The sequence below is a fragment of the Azospirillum sp. NS33 genome, assembly GCF_059703765.1.
Genome location: NZ_BAAKJB010000017.1, coordinates 12,711 through 29,156 on the forward strand (window position 1 = coordinate 12,711; position 16,446 = coordinate 29,156).

Annotated in this window: 15 protein-coding genes; 3 read left to right on the plus strand and 12 right to left on the minus strand. The window is 72.2% G+C overall.

Translation table 11 applies throughout. The features are described from left to right. Positions 1-63: 63 nt before the first annotated feature. The 10 genes from AC6H2I_RS15865 to AC6H2I_RS15910 form a co-directional block, all read right to left on the minus strand. Positions 64-333 carry a hypothetical protein gene (locus AC6H2I_RS15865; protein ID WP_497501640.1) on the minus strand — a complete coding sequence of 90 codons (270 nt, stop codon included), beginning with the start codon at positions 331-333 and terminating at the stop codon, positions 64-66. Positions 334-343: 10 nt separating this feature from the next. After that, complete coding sequence (locus AC6H2I_RS15870) at positions 344-478, minus strand: hypothetical protein (RefSeq protein ID WP_497501641.1); 135 nt, start codon at positions 476-478, stop codon at positions 344-346. 422 nt (positions 479-900) lie between these two features. After that, a complete protein-coding gene (locus AC6H2I_RS15875) occupies positions 901-1,881 on the minus strand; it encodes a branched-chain amino acid ABC transporter permease (protein ID WP_497501642.1) in 981 nt (326 codons plus the stop codon). A 3-nt stretch (positions 1,882-1,884) separates the two neighbouring features. Further along, complete coding sequence (locus tag AC6H2I_RS15880) at positions 1,885-2,772, minus strand: branched-chain amino acid ABC transporter permease (RefSeq protein ID WP_497501643.1); 888 nt, start codon at positions 2,770-2,772, stop codon at positions 1,885-1,887. A 37-nt stretch (positions 2,773-2,809) separates the two neighbouring features. Next, positions 2,810-3,517, minus strand: coding sequence for an ABC transporter ATP-binding protein (locus tag AC6H2I_RS15885; protein ID WP_497501644.1), 708 nt, complete (start codon positions 3,515-3,517; stop codon positions 2,810-2,812). After that, positions 3,510-4,283, minus strand: coding sequence for an ABC transporter ATP-binding protein (locus AC6H2I_RS15890; protein ID WP_497501645.1), 774 nt, complete (start codon positions 4,281-4,283; stop codon positions 3,510-3,512). Before AC6H2I_RS15890 ends, AC6H2I_RS15885 begins: the two co-directional genes overlap by 8 nt. 73 nt (positions 4,284-4,356) lie before the next feature. Next, entirely contained in the window at positions 4,357-5,571 is a 1,215-nt protein-coding gene (locus AC6H2I_RS15895) for an ABC transporter substrate-binding protein (RefSeq protein ID WP_497501646.1), read from the minus strand. A 59-nt stretch (positions 5,572-5,630) separates the two neighbouring features. Next, positions 5,631-6,410 carry a 3-hydroxybutyrate dehydrogenase gene (locus tag AC6H2I_RS15900; protein ID WP_497501647.1) on the minus strand — a complete coding sequence of 260 codons (780 nt, stop codon included), beginning with the start codon at positions 6,408-6,410 and terminating at the stop codon, positions 5,631-5,633. 19 nt (positions 6,411-6,429) lie between these two features. Continuing rightward, on the minus strand, positions 6,430-7,368 hold the full coding sequence (gene kce, locus AC6H2I_RS15905; RefSeq protein ID WP_497501648.1) for a 3,5-dioxohexanoate:acetyl-CoA acetone transferase: 939 nt from the start codon (positions 7,366-7,368) through the stop codon (positions 6,430-6,432). A gap of 25 nt (positions 7,369-7,393) precedes the next feature. Next, complete coding sequence (locus AC6H2I_RS15910) at positions 7,394-8,305, minus strand: 3-hydroxyacyl-CoA dehydrogenase family protein (protein ID WP_497501649.1); 912 nt, start codon at positions 8,303-8,305, stop codon at positions 7,394-7,396. Between the two features lie 291 nt (positions 8,306-8,596). Between AC6H2I_RS15910 and AC6H2I_RS15915 the strand changes: the two genes are divergently transcribed. The 3 genes from AC6H2I_RS15915 (at position 8,597) to eutC (ending at position 12,332) form a co-directional block, all read left to right on the plus strand. Further along, positions 8,597-10,030: a sigma-54 interaction domain-containing protein gene (locus tag AC6H2I_RS15915; RefSeq protein WP_497501650.1), complete on the plus strand. Its 1,434-nt coding sequence runs from the start codon at positions 8,597-8,599 to the stop codon at positions 10,028-10,030. 155 nt (positions 10,031-10,185) lie between these two features. Continuing rightward, complete coding sequence (locus AC6H2I_RS15920; protein WP_497501651.1) at positions 10,186-11,571, plus strand: ethanolamine ammonia-lyase subunit EutB; 1,386 nt, start codon at positions 10,186-10,188, stop codon at positions 11,569-11,571. Then, on the plus strand, positions 11,571-12,332 hold the full coding sequence (gene eutC, locus AC6H2I_RS15925) for an ethanolamine ammonia-lyase subunit EutC (protein ID WP_497501652.1): 762 nt from the start codon (positions 11,571-11,573) through the stop codon (positions 12,330-12,332). The genes AC6H2I_RS15920 and eutC overlap by 1 nt, the downstream gene beginning before the upstream one ends. Positions 12,333-12,368: 36 nt before the next feature. Here the strand turns inward: eutC and AC6H2I_RS15930 are convergent, their stop codons facing one another. After that, on the minus strand, positions 12,369-15,104 hold the full coding sequence (locus AC6H2I_RS15930) for a sensor domain-containing protein (RefSeq protein ID WP_497501653.1): 2,736 nt from the start codon (positions 15,102-15,104) through the stop codon (positions 12,369-12,371). 115 nt (positions 15,105-15,219) lie between these two features. After that, positions 15,220-16,410 (minus strand): aminotransferase class V-fold PLP-dependent enzyme, encoded by a 1,191-nt coding sequence (locus AC6H2I_RS15935; protein WP_497501654.1) that lies wholly within the window; start codon positions 16,408-16,410, stop codon positions 15,220-15,222. Between the last annotated feature and the right edge of the window lie 36 nt (positions 16,411-16,446).

A 16,446-nucleotide genomic window follows, 5' to 3' on the forward strand; every position in this document is an offset into this window, starting at 1 on the left:
TCGATCGCCGCGTTCACGGCGCGCGGCCGGTTCCGTGCCACGGGGACCGGCCGCGGCCGTGGGTCAGCCGGTCTGTTGCCGCCGGTCCTTGTCCAGTGCGGCGTCGAGCTCGGCCTGGTCCACCGGCACGCGCTGGCTGAACCCTTGGGGCGCTTCGAGGCAGGGGATGTGCAGGGTCATCGCCGTTCGCCGGACGGCGCGGAAGGACAGGTCATGGACGTCGTCCTCGTCCGCTTCCAGCCGGTAGGTGCCCGCCGGCTGCGGCTCGTCGACGGCGGCCAGGGTGAAGGGGTGCCGGAAGACGACCGTGGTCACGATGGTCCGGTCCGCCATGGCCCGGCCCTCAGCCCTTCCTCTTGGGGAGGGCGGGCGGCACCGAGGCGGTCTTGGTGGACACCGGCGCGGCCGAGGCCGCGACGGGCTTGCTGGCTTTCGGCTTGCGGATTTCCCGGTTGCCGCGTTTCTGCTCTTTGGCCATGTGGATCTCCTGCGCACGCCGGTCGAGCGGGGTGCGGGGGTGGTGGGGACGGTGGTGGTCGGCGTGTGCGGTGCGATCGGCCGGCAGCCTCCACCGCACCGGCATGGGCGATGGAGCGGCAATCGGCGTCGGCGGACCCGTCGACGCCACGGCTCTTAGGAAGCGGACGCCCTTTCACGCCACGCGCGGCCGGCGATTCTTTGGGCGAGGTCCTCCCGCCATCTAAAAATCGGCCATTCGTGGCTGTTTTCTTGAGAACCGGCCAAATCGCCGCGGCGCGAAAATTTGGCCGGCAAGCGTATCGTCACTTTTTGCTTTTCGAATATGGGGGCGCGTTGTCGGAAATGCAACGAATGATTAGTGGGCCGGCGGACCCGGAATCGCCGGCCGGGGCGGACCCCGGCCCACCCCGGCCCGGCAGATCAGCGGCGCAGGCGGTGGGCCAGTTCGCCGACGATGCCGCGGCGGAACACCAGGACGCAGACCACGAAGATGGCGCCGATCACCACCGGCACCGGAAGCGTCGTGCCGGCGAGGTGGCTTTCCAGGCTGACCACGACGGCCGCCCCGACCACCGGCCCGAACAGGGTGCCCATGCCGCCCAGCAGGGTCATCAGCACCACCTCGCCCGACATCTGCCAGGTCACGTCGGTCAGCGAGGCCAGCTGGAAGACCAGCGCCTTGGTGCCGCCGGCCAGCCCGGCCAGCCCGGCCGACAGCACGAAGGCCAGGAGCTTGTAACGCTCCGTCCGGTAGCCCAGGGAGACGGCGCGGGGCTCGTTGTCGCGGATCGCCTTGAGCACCTGGCCGAAGGGCGAGTGCACCGTGCGCCAGACCAGGGCGAAACCGGCCAGGGCCACCGCCAGCACCATGTAGTACATGGCCAGCGGGTCGCGCAGGTCGATCAGCCCGAACAGGGCGCCGCGCGGCACGCCCTGGATGCCGTCCTCGCCGTGGGTGAAGGGAAGCTGCAGGGCCAGGAAGAACACCATCTGCGACAGCGCCAGGGTGATCATGGCGAAGTAGATGCCCTGGCGGCGGATCGCCAGGGCGCCGAACAGGGCGCCCAGCGCCGCGGCGAACAGGGTTCCCAGGAGGATCGCCAGCTCCGGCGTCAGCCCCCACACCTTGGCGGCGTGGGCGGTGACGTAGGCCGCCCCGCCGAAGAACGCCGCATGGCCGAAGGACAGCAGCCCGGCGAAGCCGATCAGCAGGTTGAAGGCGCAGGCGAACAGCGCGAAGCACAGCACCTTCATCACGAACACGGGGTAGAGCACGAAGGGCGCGGCCAGCGCGGCGACGAGGGCGAGCGCGGCGAGCAGCACGCGCCAGCCACCCGCCCGGGCAACGCCGCCCGCCGGGGAACCGCCGGCGGTGGCGAGGGCATGGGTCTTGGCGGCCATGGGTCAGCGCTCCCGCCCGAAGAGTCCGGCCGGCTTGAGGAGAAGGACGATGGCCATGACGATGAACACCACCATGTTGGAGGCCTCGGGGTAGACGACCTTGGTCAGGCCCTCGAGAAGGCCGAGGCCGAGGCCGGTGACGATGGCGCCGAGGATGGAGCCCATGCCGCCGATCACCACCACGGCGAAGACGACGACGATCAGGGTGCTGCCCATCTGCGGCGACACCTGGTAGATCGGCGCCGCCAGCACGCCGGCGAGCCCGGCCAGCGCCACCCCGAACCCGTAGGTGGCGGTGACCATGGCCGGCACGTTGATGCCGAAGGCCTGGACCAGCACCGGGTTCTCGGTGGCGGCACGCAGGTAGGCGCCGAGCCGCGTGCGCTCGATGGCGAACCACGTGCCGAAGCACGTCACCAGGGCGGCGGCGACGATCCAGCCGCGGTAGTTGGGCAGGAACATGAAGCCCAGGTTCTGCCCCCCCTGGAGCGGCGGCGGGATCGGGTAGGGCTGGCCGGAGACGCCGTAGGCGTGGCGGAAGCCGCCCTCCAGCATCAGCGCCAGGCCGAAGGTCAGCAGCAGCCCGTAGAGGTGGTCGAGCTTGGCGAGGCGCGACAGCATGGTGCGCTCCACGACCGCGCCGAGCAGCCCGACCGCGAGCGGCGCCAGCACCAGCGCCCAGGCGTAGCCGAGGCCGAACCGGGTCAGCAGCAGCCAGGCGACGAAGGCGCCGATCATGTAGAAGGCGCCATGGGCGAAGTTGATGACGTTCAGCATGCCGAAGATGACGGCGAGGCCGAGGCTCAGCAGCGCGTAGAACGAGCCGTTGATGAGCCCGAGCAGCAGTTGGCCCAGCAGGACCTGGACGGGAATGTCGAACAGCGTGGTCACGGGCGGGCGCTCCTCCCCCTTTGGCCGTGGTGGTCGGTCAGACGCCGAGATAGGCGTGCAGCTTGTCGGCGCTGCCGGCGAGCTGGTCGTTGGCGATCATGTCCACCACCCGCCCCTCCTCCATGACGTAATGGCGGTCGGCGATGGTCGCGGCGAAGCGGAAGTTCTGCTCCACCAGGACGATGGTGAAGCCGCGCCGCTTCAAGGTGCGCACGGCCGCCCCGATCTGCTCGATGATGACCGGCGCCAGGCCCTCGGTGGGCTCGTCCAGCAGGATCAGGTCGGCGCCGGTGCGCAGGATGCGGCCGATCGCCAGCATCTGCTGCTCGCCCCCGGACAGTCGCGTGCCGGGGGTGGCGCCGCGCTCGCGCAGATTGGGGAACAGCTCGAAGATCTGCGGCACCGTCATCCCGCCCGGCTTGAGGACGGGCGGCAAGGTCAGGTTCTCCGCGACCGACAGGGTGGCGAAGATGCCGCGCTCCTCCGGCACATAGGCGATGCCCAGCCGCGGCACGCGGTGCGGCGCCAGCCCGGTCAGCTCGGTGCCGCGGAAGCGGATCGAGCCGGTGCGCCGGGCGGTGATCCCCATGATCGCCCGCATGGTCGTGGTCTTGCCGGCGCCGTTGCGGCCCAGCAGGGTGACCACCTCGCCCTGGCGCACCTCCAGCCCGACGCCGTGCAGCACGTGGCTCTCGCCGTAGAAGGCGTGGAGGTCGCGGATGTCCAGCATGGGGCCGTCAGGCATGGCCGACCCCGTGTCCACCCGCTTCGGTGCCCATGTAGGCGGCCATGACCTCGGGCTCGCGCGACACCATCTCGTACGGCCCCTCGGCGAGGACCTCGCCACGGCGCAGCACGGTGATGGTGTCGGACAGGTCGGCGACGACGGACAGGTTGTGCTCCACCATCACCACGGTGCGCTCGGCGGCGACGCGACGGATCAGCGCGGCGGTGCCGGCGATGTCCTCGTGGCCCATCCCGGCCAGCGGTTCGTCCAGCAGCATCACCTCGGGGTCGAGCGCCAGGGTGGTGGCGATCTCCAGGGCGCGTTTGCGGCCGTAGGGCAGCTCGGCGGCGACGCGGTGCGCCCAGGGGCCGAGGTTGACCGCCTCGATCAGCTCCAGCGCGCGGCCGTGCAGGTCGTGCAGGCTGGCTTCCGGCTTCCAGAAGTGAAAGCTGGTGCCGCGCGGGCGCTGCAGCGCCACACGGACGTTCTCCAGCACGCTGAGGTGCGGGAACACCGCCGAGATCTGGAAGGAGCGCACCAGGCCCAGCAGCGCCACGTCGGCCGGCTTCCGGTCGGTGATGTCGCGACCCTTGAAGTGGATGGTCCCGCGGGTCGGGGCCAGGAACTTGGTCAGCAGGTTGAAGACGGTGCTCTTGCCCGCCCCGTTGGGGCCGATCAGGGCGTGGATGGTACCGCGGCGGATGCGGAGGTCGACCTCCCGCACCGCCATGAATCCCTGGAACTCCTTGGTGAGTCCCCGGGCCTCCAGGATCGTGTCGTCCATGTTCGCAGGTCCGTTGCGGTGCGCGGGGGCGGGGGACGGGACGGCACCGCCGTCCCGTCCGGTGCGGCCGGCCTTACTTGGCCAGCGGGCAGCCGCTGTCGGCGACGGCGATGTAGGCCTGGTCGCCCGGGATCGTCTTGATGATCTCGGCGTAGTCCCAGGGATGCTTGGCCTGCGCCGGTGTCTTCACCTGCAGGAGGTACATGGTGTTGAAAACGCGGCCGTTGGCGCCGATGGCCGCGTCCTTCATCATCATGTCGTTGACCGGCGTCTTGCGCATCTGGGCGGCGACCGCGTCGGGATCGTCGGTGCCGGCGGCCTTGACCGCCCCCAGATAGTGCTTGACCGAGGAGTAGACGCCGGCCTGGTTCATTGACGGCTTGCGGCCGGTCCGCTCCTCGAAGCGCGCCGACCACGCCCGGGTCTCCTCGTTCATGTCCCAGTAGAAGGAGTTGGCGAAGGTCAGCCCCTGGGCGGCCTCCAGACCGAGGGCGTGGATGTCGTTGATGTTCAGCAGCAGGGCGGCGAGGGTCTGGCCACCCTGGGGCAGGCCGAACTCGGCCGACTGCTTGATGGCGTTCGAGGTGTCGCCGCCGGCGTTGGCGAAGCCGACGACCTGGGCGCCCGAGCCCTGGGCCTGCAGCAGGAAGGACGAGAAATCGGGCGTCGCCAGGGGATGGCGCACGCTGCCGGCAACCGTGCCACCCAGCGCCTTCACGGTGGTGGCGGCCTCCGCCTCCAGGGAGTGGCCGAAGGCGTAGTCGGCGGTGATGAAGAACCAGCTCGTCCGGCCCTGTTCGACCAGCGCGCGGGCGGTCGCGGTGGCGACCGCGTGGTTGTCCCAGGTCCAGTGGAAGCCGTAGGGGCTGCACTTGCTGCCGGTGAGGTCGGGCGACCCCGGCCCGGACATCAGGAAGATCCGCTTCTTGTCCCGGGTGATCTCCTGCACCGCCAGGGCGGCGGCGGAGTTGGGCACGTCGGCGACGACGTCCACCGCCTCGGTGTCGATCCATTGGCGCGCCAGGCTGGCGGCGATGTCGGCCTTGTTCTGGTGGTCGCCGACGATGATCTCGACGGGCGTGCCGTTGATGGTGTTGCCGAACTCCTCGGCGGCGAGGCGCGCGGCGATGGCCGAGCCCTCGCCGTTGATGTCGGCGTAGATGCCGGAGCGGTCGGACAGCATGCCGATCTTGATGACGCCGTCGGTCATCTGGGCGTGGGCGGGGCCGGACGGGGCGGCGGCGGCGACCGCGGCCATGGCGGCGCCGGCGAGCAGGATGGTGCGCATGTTTCTCTCCCGGTTTTGTTGGTGGTTTCTGGTGGGTTGGGCGGACGGGGCGGCGGCGCTCAGTGGGTGGTGTAGCCGCCGTCGACGGGGATGGTGGCGCCGGTGATGGCGCCGGCGGCGTCGGAGCACAGGAAGGCGATGGCCTCGGCGACCTCCTCGCAGGCCACGGCGCGGCCGAGCGGCATCCGCTGCAGGAACACGGTCTTCAGGACCTGGTCCTCGGGCAGGCCGGTGACCGCGGCCTGCTGGGCGATCTGGCGTTCGATGATCGGGGTCATCACCGTGCCGGGGCACACCGCGTTGCAGGTGATGGCGTGCTCCGCCACCTCGATGGCGACCGCCTTGGTCAGGCCGATCAGCCCATGCTTGGCGGCGACGTAGGCCGGCTTGTGCGGTGCCCCGACCATGCCGAGCACCGAGGAGGTGTTGACGATGCGGCCCCAGCGCCGCTCCATCATCGCCGGCAGCGCCGCCTTGATGGTGTGGAAGGCGGCGGAGAGGTTGACGGCCAGCACCAGGTCCCATTTGTCGTCGGGGAAGTCGTGCAGCGCCGCCACGTGCTGCACCCCGGCGTTGTTGACCAGGATGTCGACCGGCCCCAGCAGCCGGGCCGCGTCCGCGATCAGCGCCCGGGCCTCCTCGGGCCGGCTGAGGTCGGCGGGGGAGTGGACCACGCGGGTGCCGGTTTCGGCGGCGATCGCGGCGCAGGTGCGCTCGATCTCGACGCGGTCGCCCAGCCCGTTCAGCATGACGTGGCAGCCGCGGGCGGCGAGGGCGCGGGCGGCGGCCAGGCCGATGCCGCTGGTGGCGCCGGTGACGACGGCGGTTCGATGGCTCATGTCTGGGGTCTCCGGGGGATCAGAACGCGACCTGGTCGGCGCCCTTGAGGGCGAGGCGGGCGCGCGCCTCGGCCGGGGTGGCGATCTCCAGCGACAGCTCCTCGACGATGCGGCGGATCTTCGCCACCTGCTCGGCGTTGCTGCGGGCGGGCCGGCCCTTGGCGAGGTGGAGGCTGTCCTCCAACCCGACGCGGACGTTGCCGCCCATGCCGGCGGCGGTGGTGACGAAGGGCATCTGGTGACGCCCGGCGGCCAGCACCGACCACTCGTAGGCGTCGCCGAACAGGCGGTCGGCGGTGTCGCGCATGAAGACCATGTTGCGGGTCTCGGCGCCGATGCCGCCGAGGATGCCGAAGATCGTCTGCACGAACAGCGGCGGCGTCACCAGCTTGCGGTCGAGGAAATGGGCGAGCGTGTAGAGATGGCCGACGTCGTAGCACTCGAACTCGAAGCGGGTGCCGCAGCCCTCCCCCAGGCTCTGGAGGATGCGGGCGATGTCGCGGAAGGTGTTGCGGAAGATGAAGTCGTCGGTGCCGCGCAGGTACGGCTCCTCCCAGTCGTGCTTCCAGTCGCGGTAGCGGTCGGCCATGGGGAAGATGCCGAAGTTCATCGAACCCATGTTGAGCGAGCACATCTCCGGCCGGGCCAGCAGCGGAGCGGCGAGCCGCTCCTCGACGGTCATGTTCAACGAGCCGCCGGTGGTGATGTTGAGCACGGCGTCGGTCGCCTGCTTGAGGCGCGGCAGGAACGCCATGAACGTCGCCGGATCGGGCGTCGGCCGCCCGGTGGCGGGGTCGCGGGCGTGCAGATGCAGGATGGCCGCCCCGGCCTCGGCGGCGCCGATCCCCTGCTCGACGATCTCGTCGGGGGTGACCGGCAGCGCGTCGGACATGGTCGGGGTGTGGACCGACCCGGTGAGCGCGCAACTGATGATGACCTTCTTCGACGGTGCGGCCATGCCTGGCTCTCCTTGGTGGCGACGATCAGACGGGCGCGGTGTCGGCGATCCGGCGGAGGTGGTCGGCAAGGCGGCGGTGCACCGCCTCGGCCTCTCCCGCGGCCCAGGTGTGGAAGCCGGAGCCGCTCGCCATGCCCAGCCGGCCCGACGCCACCAGGTCGCGCAGCAGGGGGGAGGGACCGGGGGTGCGATCGAGGTCGGGCAACAGCTCCTCGTGGACCGCCAGCGTCAGGTCGGTGCCCACGAGGTCGGCGTTCTCCAGGGGGCCGAGCACGGCGAGGCGCCGCCCGAAGCCGGACTTCACCACGGTGTCCACCGTGGCGGCGTCGCACACCCCGTCGGCGACCAGGGCGATGGCCTCGCGCCACAGGGCGTGCTGCAGACGGTTGCCGATGAAGCCGGGGACGTCCTTGCGCACGTGCACCGCGGTCTTGCCGATGGACGACAGCAGCGCGATCATCGCCGCGACCGCCGCATCGTCGGTCTCCGCCGCCTGCACGACCTCCACCAGCGGCACGAGGTGGGGCGGGTTCCACCAGTGGGTGCCCAACGCCCGGCTGCGGTTGCGCAACGGCTCCATGATGCGGCCGATCGGGATCGCCGATGTGTTGCTCGCCAGCAGGGCGTGGGGCGGCGCCATCGCCTCCACCGCGACGAAGATGCGGCGCTTGAGCTCGAGATCCTCGGGCACCGCCTCGATCACCACGTCGGCCTCGGCAACCGCGTCCTCCAGCGTGCCGCACGGGTGGATTCGCCCGGCCGCCGCCGGATCCGCCCCGAGGGACCGCAGGCTGTCGCGGACCCGCTCGACGATGCCGGCGCGGCGGCCGGGATCCGGCTCCTGGACGGCGACGGGATGGCCGGCGGCGGCAAAGGCCTGGGCCATGCCGCGGCCCATGAGGCCGGCGCCGATGATGCCGATGCGGTGATGTGCCATGCCGCGCGTCGCTCCCCCCGGTTCTTGTCCGCCTGTGGGCGGTGGCGCCAATTGTCGGCGGCGCCCGCATTTTGGTGATCCCGCAGTTAGCAAGCACCGTGCCATTCAGGCGTTGTCTTTGTTTTCAGTGTGTTAGATTTTGTCCGCTCAGCCGCCGCCCGGGGGCTGTGTCAATATTCCGGACAGCGACGACCCGGCCGGAAGGCGACGGGCGCGGATTTGCGGGCTGGCGGCATGTCCCGATTTCTGACAACGTGTGTACGATTTCGTGACACGAGGGGCGATGCGGGGATGGACCGGGATAAGGTGACGGGGCGGGAGGAGCGGTTCGCGACGGCACGGGCGCTGATGGTGATGATCGACGAGATGATCGACGGCGCCGTCCTGGTGGATGCGGACGCGCGGATCATCTGGTCCAACGACAAGCACGTCTGGTTCACCGACAAGCGGATGGCGCTGCTCGGCCTGCGGTCCTCGGCGGACCTGGTGGGGCGGCCGGTGGAGCGGGTGATCCCGCACAGCCGGATGCGCGAGGTGGTCGAAACCGGACGCCCGCTCCCCCTGGACATCATGCAGTACGGGGAGCACACGCTGCTGGTGAGCCGGCTGCCCCTGCGCGACGAGGACGGGACGATCATCGGCGCGCTGGCCTTCGCCCTGAAGAACAGCCTGACCTACCTGCGCCCCATCGCCGAGCGCTTCAGCAAGCTGCAATCCCGCCTGGCGCGGATGGAGCGCGAGGTCGCCGCCCGGCGCACCGCCAAGCACACGGTGGAGAACCTGGTCGGCTTCAGCCCGGCGATGCGCGAGGTCAAGCGCCTGGTGCGCAAGGCCGGGCAGATCACCTCGGCGGTCCTGCTGCTGGGCGAGACCGGCACGGGCAAGGAGGTGGTGGCCCACGCCATCCACGCCGCGTCGGACCGGGTCGACCGCCCCTTCGTCGGCATCAACGTCGCCGCCGTCCCGGAGACCCTGCTGGAGGCCGAATTCTTCGGCGTGGCGCCGGGCGCCTACACCGGCGCGGCGCGCCAGCCGCGCCCGGGCAAGTTCCAGCTCGCCGACGGCGGCACCCTGTTCCTCGACGAGATCGGCGACATGCCGCTGCCGCTCCAGGCCAAGCTGCTGCGCGTGCTGCAGGAGCGCGAGGTCGAGCCGCTCGGCTCCAACCAGCTCGTCCGGGTGGACGTGCGCATCGTCGCCGCGACCAGCCGGCCGCTGGCCGACATGGTCCGGGCCGGCGCCTTCCGCGCCGACCTCTACTACCGGCTCAACGTCTTCCCCGTCCACCTTCCGCCCCTGCGCGAGCGCAAGGAGGACCTGGAGATCCTCGCCGCGGCGCTGTCGGAACGCACCGCGGCGGCCCTCGACCAGCCCATCCGCGACCTCGCGCCCGCAGCGCTGGAGGCGCTGCGCGGCCACGACTGGCCCGGCAACGTGCGCGAGCTCGCCAACGTGATCGAGCAGGCCTACGCCCGCACCGACGGGCCGCGGATCGCGGCGGAGGACCTGGCCGGCATCCTCCCCGACGCGCCGGCGGCGCCGCGGCCCGGCCGTGCCCGGCCGCTGGCGGCGGCGATGGACGCCCTGGAGCGCTCGCTGATCCTGGCCGCCCTGGACGAGGCCGGCGGCAACAAGCTGGCGGCGGCCAGGGCGCTCGGCCTGTCGCGCACCAACCTCTACGCCAAGCTGCACAAGCACGGCATCGCCGGGGCGGCGGCGCCCTGACGGCGGCGGCCGCGGGCTTTACAGACGGCGCCGACGCCGCCACACTCCCTGTGTGCACTGCGCAATCCGGAGGGGAGGCGGGGATGGACCACCAGCCGGGGAACGGGATCGGGATCGGCCGCGCGCAGCGCCGTTCCGGCCGCGGGGACTGAGCCATGTACGCCGCCACCCTCGGCCACACCCGGCACCGTTTCACCGACCTCAAGGCCGTGCTGGCCGCGGCCACGCCGTTCCGCTCCGGCGACGCGCTGGCCGGGGTCGCCGCCGAAAGCGACGAGCGGCGCATCGCCGCGCGGCGCGTCCTGGCCGACCTGCCGCTGGCCACCTTCCTGGTCGAGGCGGTGGTGCCCTACGAGGACGACGAGGTCACCCGCCTCATCGTCGACAGCCACGACCGCGCGGCCTTCGCGCCGGTGGCCGCCCTCACGGTCGGCGCGTTCCGCGACTGGTTGCTGTCGGATGCGGCCGACGGCCCCGCGCTGCACGCGCTGGCCCCCGGGCTGACCCCGGAGATGGCGGCGGCGGTGTCGAAGCTGATGCGCAACCAGGACCTCATCGCGGTCGCCCGCAAGATCCGGGTGACCAGCGCCTTCCGCAACACGCTCGGCCTGCCCGGCCGGCTGTCGGTGCGCGTCCAGCCCAACCACCCCACCGACGACCCGCGCGGCGTCGCCGCCTCGATCCTCGACGGGCTGGTGATGGGCTGCGGCGACGCCGTCATCGGCATCAACCCCGCCACCGACAGCGTCGCCGCCGCCACCGACCTGCTGGTCCTGATCGACGAGGTGCGGCGGCGCTACGCCATCCCCACCCAGTCCTGCGTCCTGACCCACGTCACCAACACCCTGGCCTGCATCGAGCGCGGCGCCCCGGTCGACCTGGTGTTCCAGTCCGTCGCCGGGACCGAGGCCGCCAACCGCGCCTTCGGCATCGACCTCGCCGTGCTGAAGGAGGGGCGCGACGCCGCGCTGTCGCTGGGCCGCCACACGGTCGGCGACAACGTCATGTATTTCGAGACCGGCCAGGGCTCGGCGCTGTCCGCCGACGCCCACCACGGCGTCGACCAGCAGACCTGCGAGGCCCGCGCCTACGCTGTCGCCCGCGCCTTCCACCCGCTGCTGGTCAACACGGTGGTCGGCTTCATCGGCCCGGAATACCTCTACGACGGCAAGCAGATCACCCGCGCCGGGCTGGAGGATCATTTCTGCGGCAAGCTGCTGGGCCTGCCCATGGGGGTCGACGTCTGCTACACCAACCACGCCGAGGCCGACCAGGACGACATGGACAGCCTGCTCACCCTGCTGGGGGTCGCCGGCGTCACCTTCATCATGGGGGTGCCGGGGGCCGACGACGTCATGCTGAACTACCAGAGCACGTCGTTCCATGACGCCCTCTACCTGCGCAGCGCGCTGGGGCTGCGCCCGGCCCCGGAGTTCGAGGCCTGGCTCGACGGCATGGGGCTGCTGGGAGCGGACGGCCGGGTGCGCGAGCTGCCGCCGCCCCAGCTCCAGGCCCTGCTCAGCAGCGCCGGGGCCGCGTGATGGCGCTCCCCACCAGCGATCCCTGGGCCCGCCTGCGCCCCGCCACCCGCGCCCGCATCGGCCTGGGACGCAGCGGCGACGGCCTGCCGACGGAGGCGCTGCTCGACTTCCAGCTCGCCCACGCCCGCGCCCGCGACGCCGTCCACACCCCCTTCGACATGGCGGCGGTGGCCGCCGCCCTGGGCGGCCTCGAGGTGGTGGAGGTGGCGAGCGCCGCCCCCGACCGTGCCACCTACCTGCAGCGCCCCGACCTCGGCCGCCGGCTGGCGCCGGACAGCGCGGCGGCGCTCCGTCCGGGCGCCTGGGACGTGGCCTTCGTGATCGGCGACGGCCTGTCGGCGGCGGCCGTGCACGACCACGCCGCGGCGGTGCTGACGGCCGCGCTGCGCCGCCTCGCCGGCTGGCGGGTCGCCCCGGTGGTGCTGGCACGCCAGGCGCGCGTCGCCCTGGGCGACGCCGTGGGCGCGCGGCTGGGGGCGGCCATGGTGGCGGTGCTGATCGGCGAGCGGCCGGGGCTCAGCGCCGCCGACAGCCTGGGCATCTATCTCACCTGGGCGCCCCGTCCCGGGCGCAGCGACGCCGAGCGCAACTGCATCTCCAACATCCATCCCCCCGACGGCCTGGGCCACGAGGAGGCGGCCGACACCCTGCTCCGCCTGATGAACGGGGCGCGGCGGCTGGGGCTGACCGGCGTCGGCCTCAAGGACGAGGGGGCGGCGCCCCCGCCCCTCCCCCGGCCGGCCGGCGACCCGGCAGGCTGACGGCGCCGGTGCGGGGCGACAGACCCCCGCCCGGCGCTACCCGGCCGGTGCCAGGCGCCCGTTGTCCCGCAGGAGCGTGCGGAAGCGGTCGGCGCCGACAGGGCGGCTGTAGAGGAATCCCTGGTACTCGTCGCACCCGTGCTGGCGCAGGAAGGCGAGCTGGGCGTCCTGCTCCACCCCCTCCGCCACCACCTTCTTGCCCAGCGCATGGCCGATGGAGACCACCGCGGCGGCGATCGCCTCGCCGTCGGCGTGGGCGGAGATGTCGCGCACGAAGCTCTGGTCGACCTTGAGGATGTCCAGGGGAAAGTGGCGGAGGTGGCTGAGCGACGAATAGCCCGTGCCGAAATCGTCGATGGCCAGGCGCAGGCCGATGTCCTTCAGGGCGCGCATGGTGCCGATCGCCGCCTCCGGGTTCTGCATCACCATGCTCTCGGTCAGCTCCAGCTCCAGCACCAGGCTGGAGAGGCGGGCGTCCTGAAGCAGCTCGGCGATGTGGCGGTAGAGGTCGGGCTGGCGGAACTGGCGGGCCGACAGGTTCACCGAGAGCCGCGCCGCGGCCCATCCGCCGTCGATCCAATGGCGGGACTCGCGGCACGCCGTCTCCAGCACCCACTGGCCGATGGCCAGGATCAATCCGCTTTCTTCCGCAACCGGAATGAAACGGCCGGGGGACACCTGCCCCAGCCGCGGGTTGCGCCAGCGCAGCAGCGCCTCGGCCCCCAGGATGACCCCGCTGCGCACGTCCACCTGCGGCTGGTACTCCAGGCTCAGCTCGCCCCGGGCGATCGCCCCGTGCAGCTCGCGTTCGATGGCCATCCGCTCCGACACCCGTTCGTTGATCTCGCGGGTGAAGAACTGGAAGCCGGCGCGGCCCTTCTCCTTGGCCCGGTACATGGCGGCGTCGGCGTGCTTGAGCAGGGTCGCGACGTCGCCGCCATCGCGCGGGTAGAGGGCGGCGCCGATCGAGCAGGTGACGTGCAACTCGGCCGCGTCGATCCGGAACGGGGCGCCGAGGCTGTCCATGAGGGAGCGGATCACCTGGGTCGTTTCGTCTTCGTTACGGGGGGCGTCGACGATGATGACGAATTCGTCGCCGCCGATGCGGGCGACCGTATCGACGTCGCGCAGGCAGGCGACCAGCCGCCCGGCGACCGCCTGCACCAGGCGGTCGCCGACGGCGTGACCCAGGGTGTCGTTGATGGTCTTGAAGTTGTCGAGGTCGACGAACAGCGTGGCCACGGTGCCGTGCGAGCGCTGGGCCCACACCAACGCGTGCTCCAGCCGGTCCATCATCAGGTTGCGGTTGGCCAGCCCGGTGAGGGCGTCGTGGTTCGCCTGGTGCTCCAGCGCCTGCTCGTACCGCCGGCGCTCGGTGATGTCAGACATTACGCTGACGAAATGAGTGGCCTCCCCCGCGCCGTCGCGGACCGGGGCCACGAACAGCTCGTTCCAGAACAGCGATCCGTCCCGGCGGTAGTTGCGCAGCACGCCGCTGCCGGGACGGCGCTGGCGCAGCGCCGACCGGATCGCCTCCAGGTCGTTCTGGTCGCGATCCCCGGCCAGCAGGAAGCGGGCGTTGCGCCCGATCACCTCGGCGGCGGCGTAGCCGGTCATCCGCTCGAAGGCTGGGTTGGCGTAGACCACCGGGTTGTCGGGGGCCCGCAGGTCGGAGATGATGATCCCGTTGTTGGTCGATTCCACCGCGCGCTGGTAGAGCCGCAGGGACTCCGAGGCGCGCCGCGCCTCGGTCACGTCGTGCAGGGTCTCGATGGCCCCGACGACCCGCCCGTCCGCGTCGTGGATCGGCGCGGCGGTGAACGACAGCCAGCGGCCACCGCCGGGGCAGCTGGCGAAGAAGTCCTCGGCGTCGTAGGCCCCGTCGATGACCCGCGAGCGTCGCCACTTGCCGGGGTAGTGGGCGGCGACCGCCGCCTCCGCCACCCCGTCGAGCACGAGGTCCGCCAGGGCCGGCCGCTCGACGGCGTAAAAGGCCCGCCAATGGCCCCGGGTGCCGACGACCTCCGCCGCCGCCACGCCCAGAACCGCCTCGCAGGCGCGGTTCCACAGCACCACGCGGTGGTCGGTGTCGATGACGAAGGTCGGGAACGGGTTGCTCCGGACCACCTCCGCCAGACGCAGGTCGGCGTCGCGCTCGCGCTCCATCGCCTCGGCCCGCTTGCGGGCGGTGATGTCCTGCACGGTCTCGATGGCGCCGACGATGCGGCCGTCGCCGCCGCGCAGGGGGGCGGCGGTGAAGGACAGCCAGCGGCCACCACCGGGAACGTGGGGAAAATACCCTTCCGCCTCGTAGGCCCCCTCGATCAGGGACGAGCGGGTCCAGCGGTCGGCGTAATGGGCGGTCATGAGGGCGTCGCCGGCGCGGTCGGCAGGGCGGTCTACAGGGCGATCGGCGGGACCGCCCATGGTCAGGCCGTCGACGATCAGGTCGGCCAGCACCGGGCGCGGTTCGGGATAGAAGGCGCGCCACTGGTCGCGGGTGCCGATCATGCGGGCCGACGGGACCCCCACCAGCACCTCGCACGCCGCGTTCCAATGGGTGACCCGGTGATCGGCGTCGATCACGAACGTGGCCACTGGCAGGCTCTGCAGAAGGTTGAGCATCCAGCGGCTGGGCGGCACGGCGGGAGCGGACCCCGGCGTCCAGCCAGCCTCCTGACCGCCCTCCCGCCCGGCCTCCCGCCCGGCCTCCCGCCCGGCCGCACTCCTGGCTGGCGCCGGCCCCTGGCCCGCGTCGACGACCCCGCGCATCCGCACGCCCCCCCGAACGGCCGTCGTTCTTCTTGTATGCGGTGACGGCATCCACCTACCGAAGGTAGGGAGTTCGAGACAAGTCTTCAATAAATTTGCACCGTTTGTCGTGCAATCATCGGGCCCCGCCGCGCCGGTCGGCGATCGCGCCGGCGAGCCGCCGCGCATCCGCCGCGGTGGTGTAGGCCTGGGCGGACAGACGCACCCACAGCCGCCCCTCCAGCGCCAGCACCGGCACCTCGATCCGGTCGCCGTGCCACAGGCTGCGGCGCAGCGCCCCGGCCGCCGCCGCGGCCGCCTCCGGGTCGGCCGGGGGCTCGCCCGGAAGGGGCACCAGGCGCATGGACGCGGTCATGCCCGGCGGTGCCGGCGCGCGCACGCTCCACGCCTCCTCCAGCACGGCGGCGGCGGCCAGCACCCGACTCCGGTTCGCGGCCATGAGGCGGGGCCCGCCGAGCCGCTCGTGGACGGCGATGCCGGCCGGCGCGGCCAGCCACGGGGTCGGGTCGCGGGTGCCCATCCAGGCGAATTCCGCCGTGAAGCCATGGCCGTACCCCCACGACACCACGGTGGGACGGAGCCCATCCTGGCGCCCCGGCGCCGCCCACAGGACACCGCAGGACCGCGGCGCGAACGCCCATTTGTGCAGATTGCCCGCGTACCAGTCCACGCCGAGCGCGTCGAGGCAAACCGGCACCTGGCCGGGCGCGTGGGCGCCGTCCACCAGCACGGTGACGCCGCGCGCCTTGAGGCGTGCGGCGATCGCCGCAACCGGCAGGACAAGGGCCGTTTCGGAAACGATGTGATCGATCACGGCGAGGCGGGTGCGCGGCGTGACGGCCGCCTCCAGCGCCGCCACCACCGCCTCCGGGCCGGTCGGGGGAAACGGCAGGGCCGCCGTGACGACGCGGCTTCCCGCCGCCGCCGCCGCGGCGCGGGCGGCGTTGCGCACGGCACCGTAGGAGGTGGTGGTCACCAGCACGTCGTCGCCGGGCCGCAGGGGAAAGGAGCGCAGGACGGCGTTGATCCCGGCGGTCGCGTTGTCGACGAAGACCAGGTCGTCGCCGCGGGCGCCCAGCCAGGCGGCCACCACGCCGGCCGCGGCGCGCAGCAGATCGGGGTACTCGTGGGTGAGGAACGGGCCCGGTGCCGCCTCGATCCGGTCGCGCAGGGCCTGCTGGGCGTCGAGCACCGCCCCCGGCGTCGCCCCGAACCCGCCGTGGTTGAGGTAGGCCACGCCGTCGCCCAGCCGCCACAGACTTCGCGCCGCCGCCGCGTCGGGGATCCCGGTTTCGTTGCCGTTCATGCGTCCTCCCCCCGGGCGGGGTCTGGTTCCGCGCCC

Bases quoted from the DNA above. Each gene is read 5' to 3' on its own strand.
- AC6H2I_RS15875 (WP_497501642.1), bottom strand. From the start codon at position 1,881: ATGGCCGCCAAGACCCATGCCCTCGCCACCGCCGGCGGTTCCCCGGCG.
- AC6H2I_RS15895 (WP_497501646.1), bottom strand. From the start codon at position 5,571: ATGCGCACCATCCTGCTCGCCGGCGCCGCCATGGCCGCGGTCGCCGCC.
- AC6H2I_RS15885 (WP_497501644.1), bottom strand. From the start codon at position 3,517: ATGCCTGACGGCCCCATGCTGGACATCCGCGACCTCCACGCCTTCTAC.
- AC6H2I_RS15865 (WP_497501640.1), bottom strand. From the start codon at position 333: ATGGCGGACCGGACCATCGTGACCACGGTCGTCTTCCGGCACCCCTTC.
- AC6H2I_RS15910 (WP_497501649.1), bottom strand. From the start codon at position 8,305: ATGGCACATCACCGCATCGGCATCATCGGCGCCGGCCTCATGGGCCGC.
- AC6H2I_RS15890 (WP_497501645.1), bottom strand. From the start codon at position 4,283: ATGGACGACACGATCCTGGAGGCCCGGGGACTCACCAAGGAGTTCCAG.
- AC6H2I_RS15915 (WP_497501650.1), top strand. From the start codon at position 8,597: ATGGACCGGGATAAGGTGACGGGGCGGGAGGAGCGGTTCGCGACGGCA.
- eutC (WP_497501652.1), top strand. From the start codon at position 11,571: ATGGCGCTCCCCACCAGCGATCCCTGGGCCCGCCTGCGCCCCGCCACC.
- AC6H2I_RS15930 (WP_497501653.1), bottom strand. From the start codon at position 15,104: ATGCGCGGGGTCGTCGACGCGGGCCAGGGGCCGGCGCCAGCCAGGAGT.
- AC6H2I_RS15935 (WP_497501654.1), bottom strand. From the start codon at position 16,410: ATGAACGGCAACGAAACCGGGATCCCCGACGCGGCGGCGGCGCGAAGT.
- AC6H2I_RS15870 (WP_497501641.1), bottom strand. From the start codon at position 478: ATGGCCAAAGAGCAGAAACGCGGCAACCGGGAAATCCGCAAGCCGAAA.
- AC6H2I_RS15900 (WP_497501647.1), bottom strand. From the start codon at position 6,410: ATGAGCCATCGAACCGCCGTCGTCACCGGCGCCACCAGCGGCATCGGC.
- kce (WP_497501648.1), bottom strand. From the start codon at position 7,368: ATGGCCGCACCGTCGAAGAAGGTCATCATCAGTTGCGCGCTCACCGGG.
- AC6H2I_RS15920 (WP_497501651.1), top strand. From the start codon at position 10,186: ATGTACGCCGCCACCCTCGGCCACACCCGGCACCGTTTCACCGACCTC.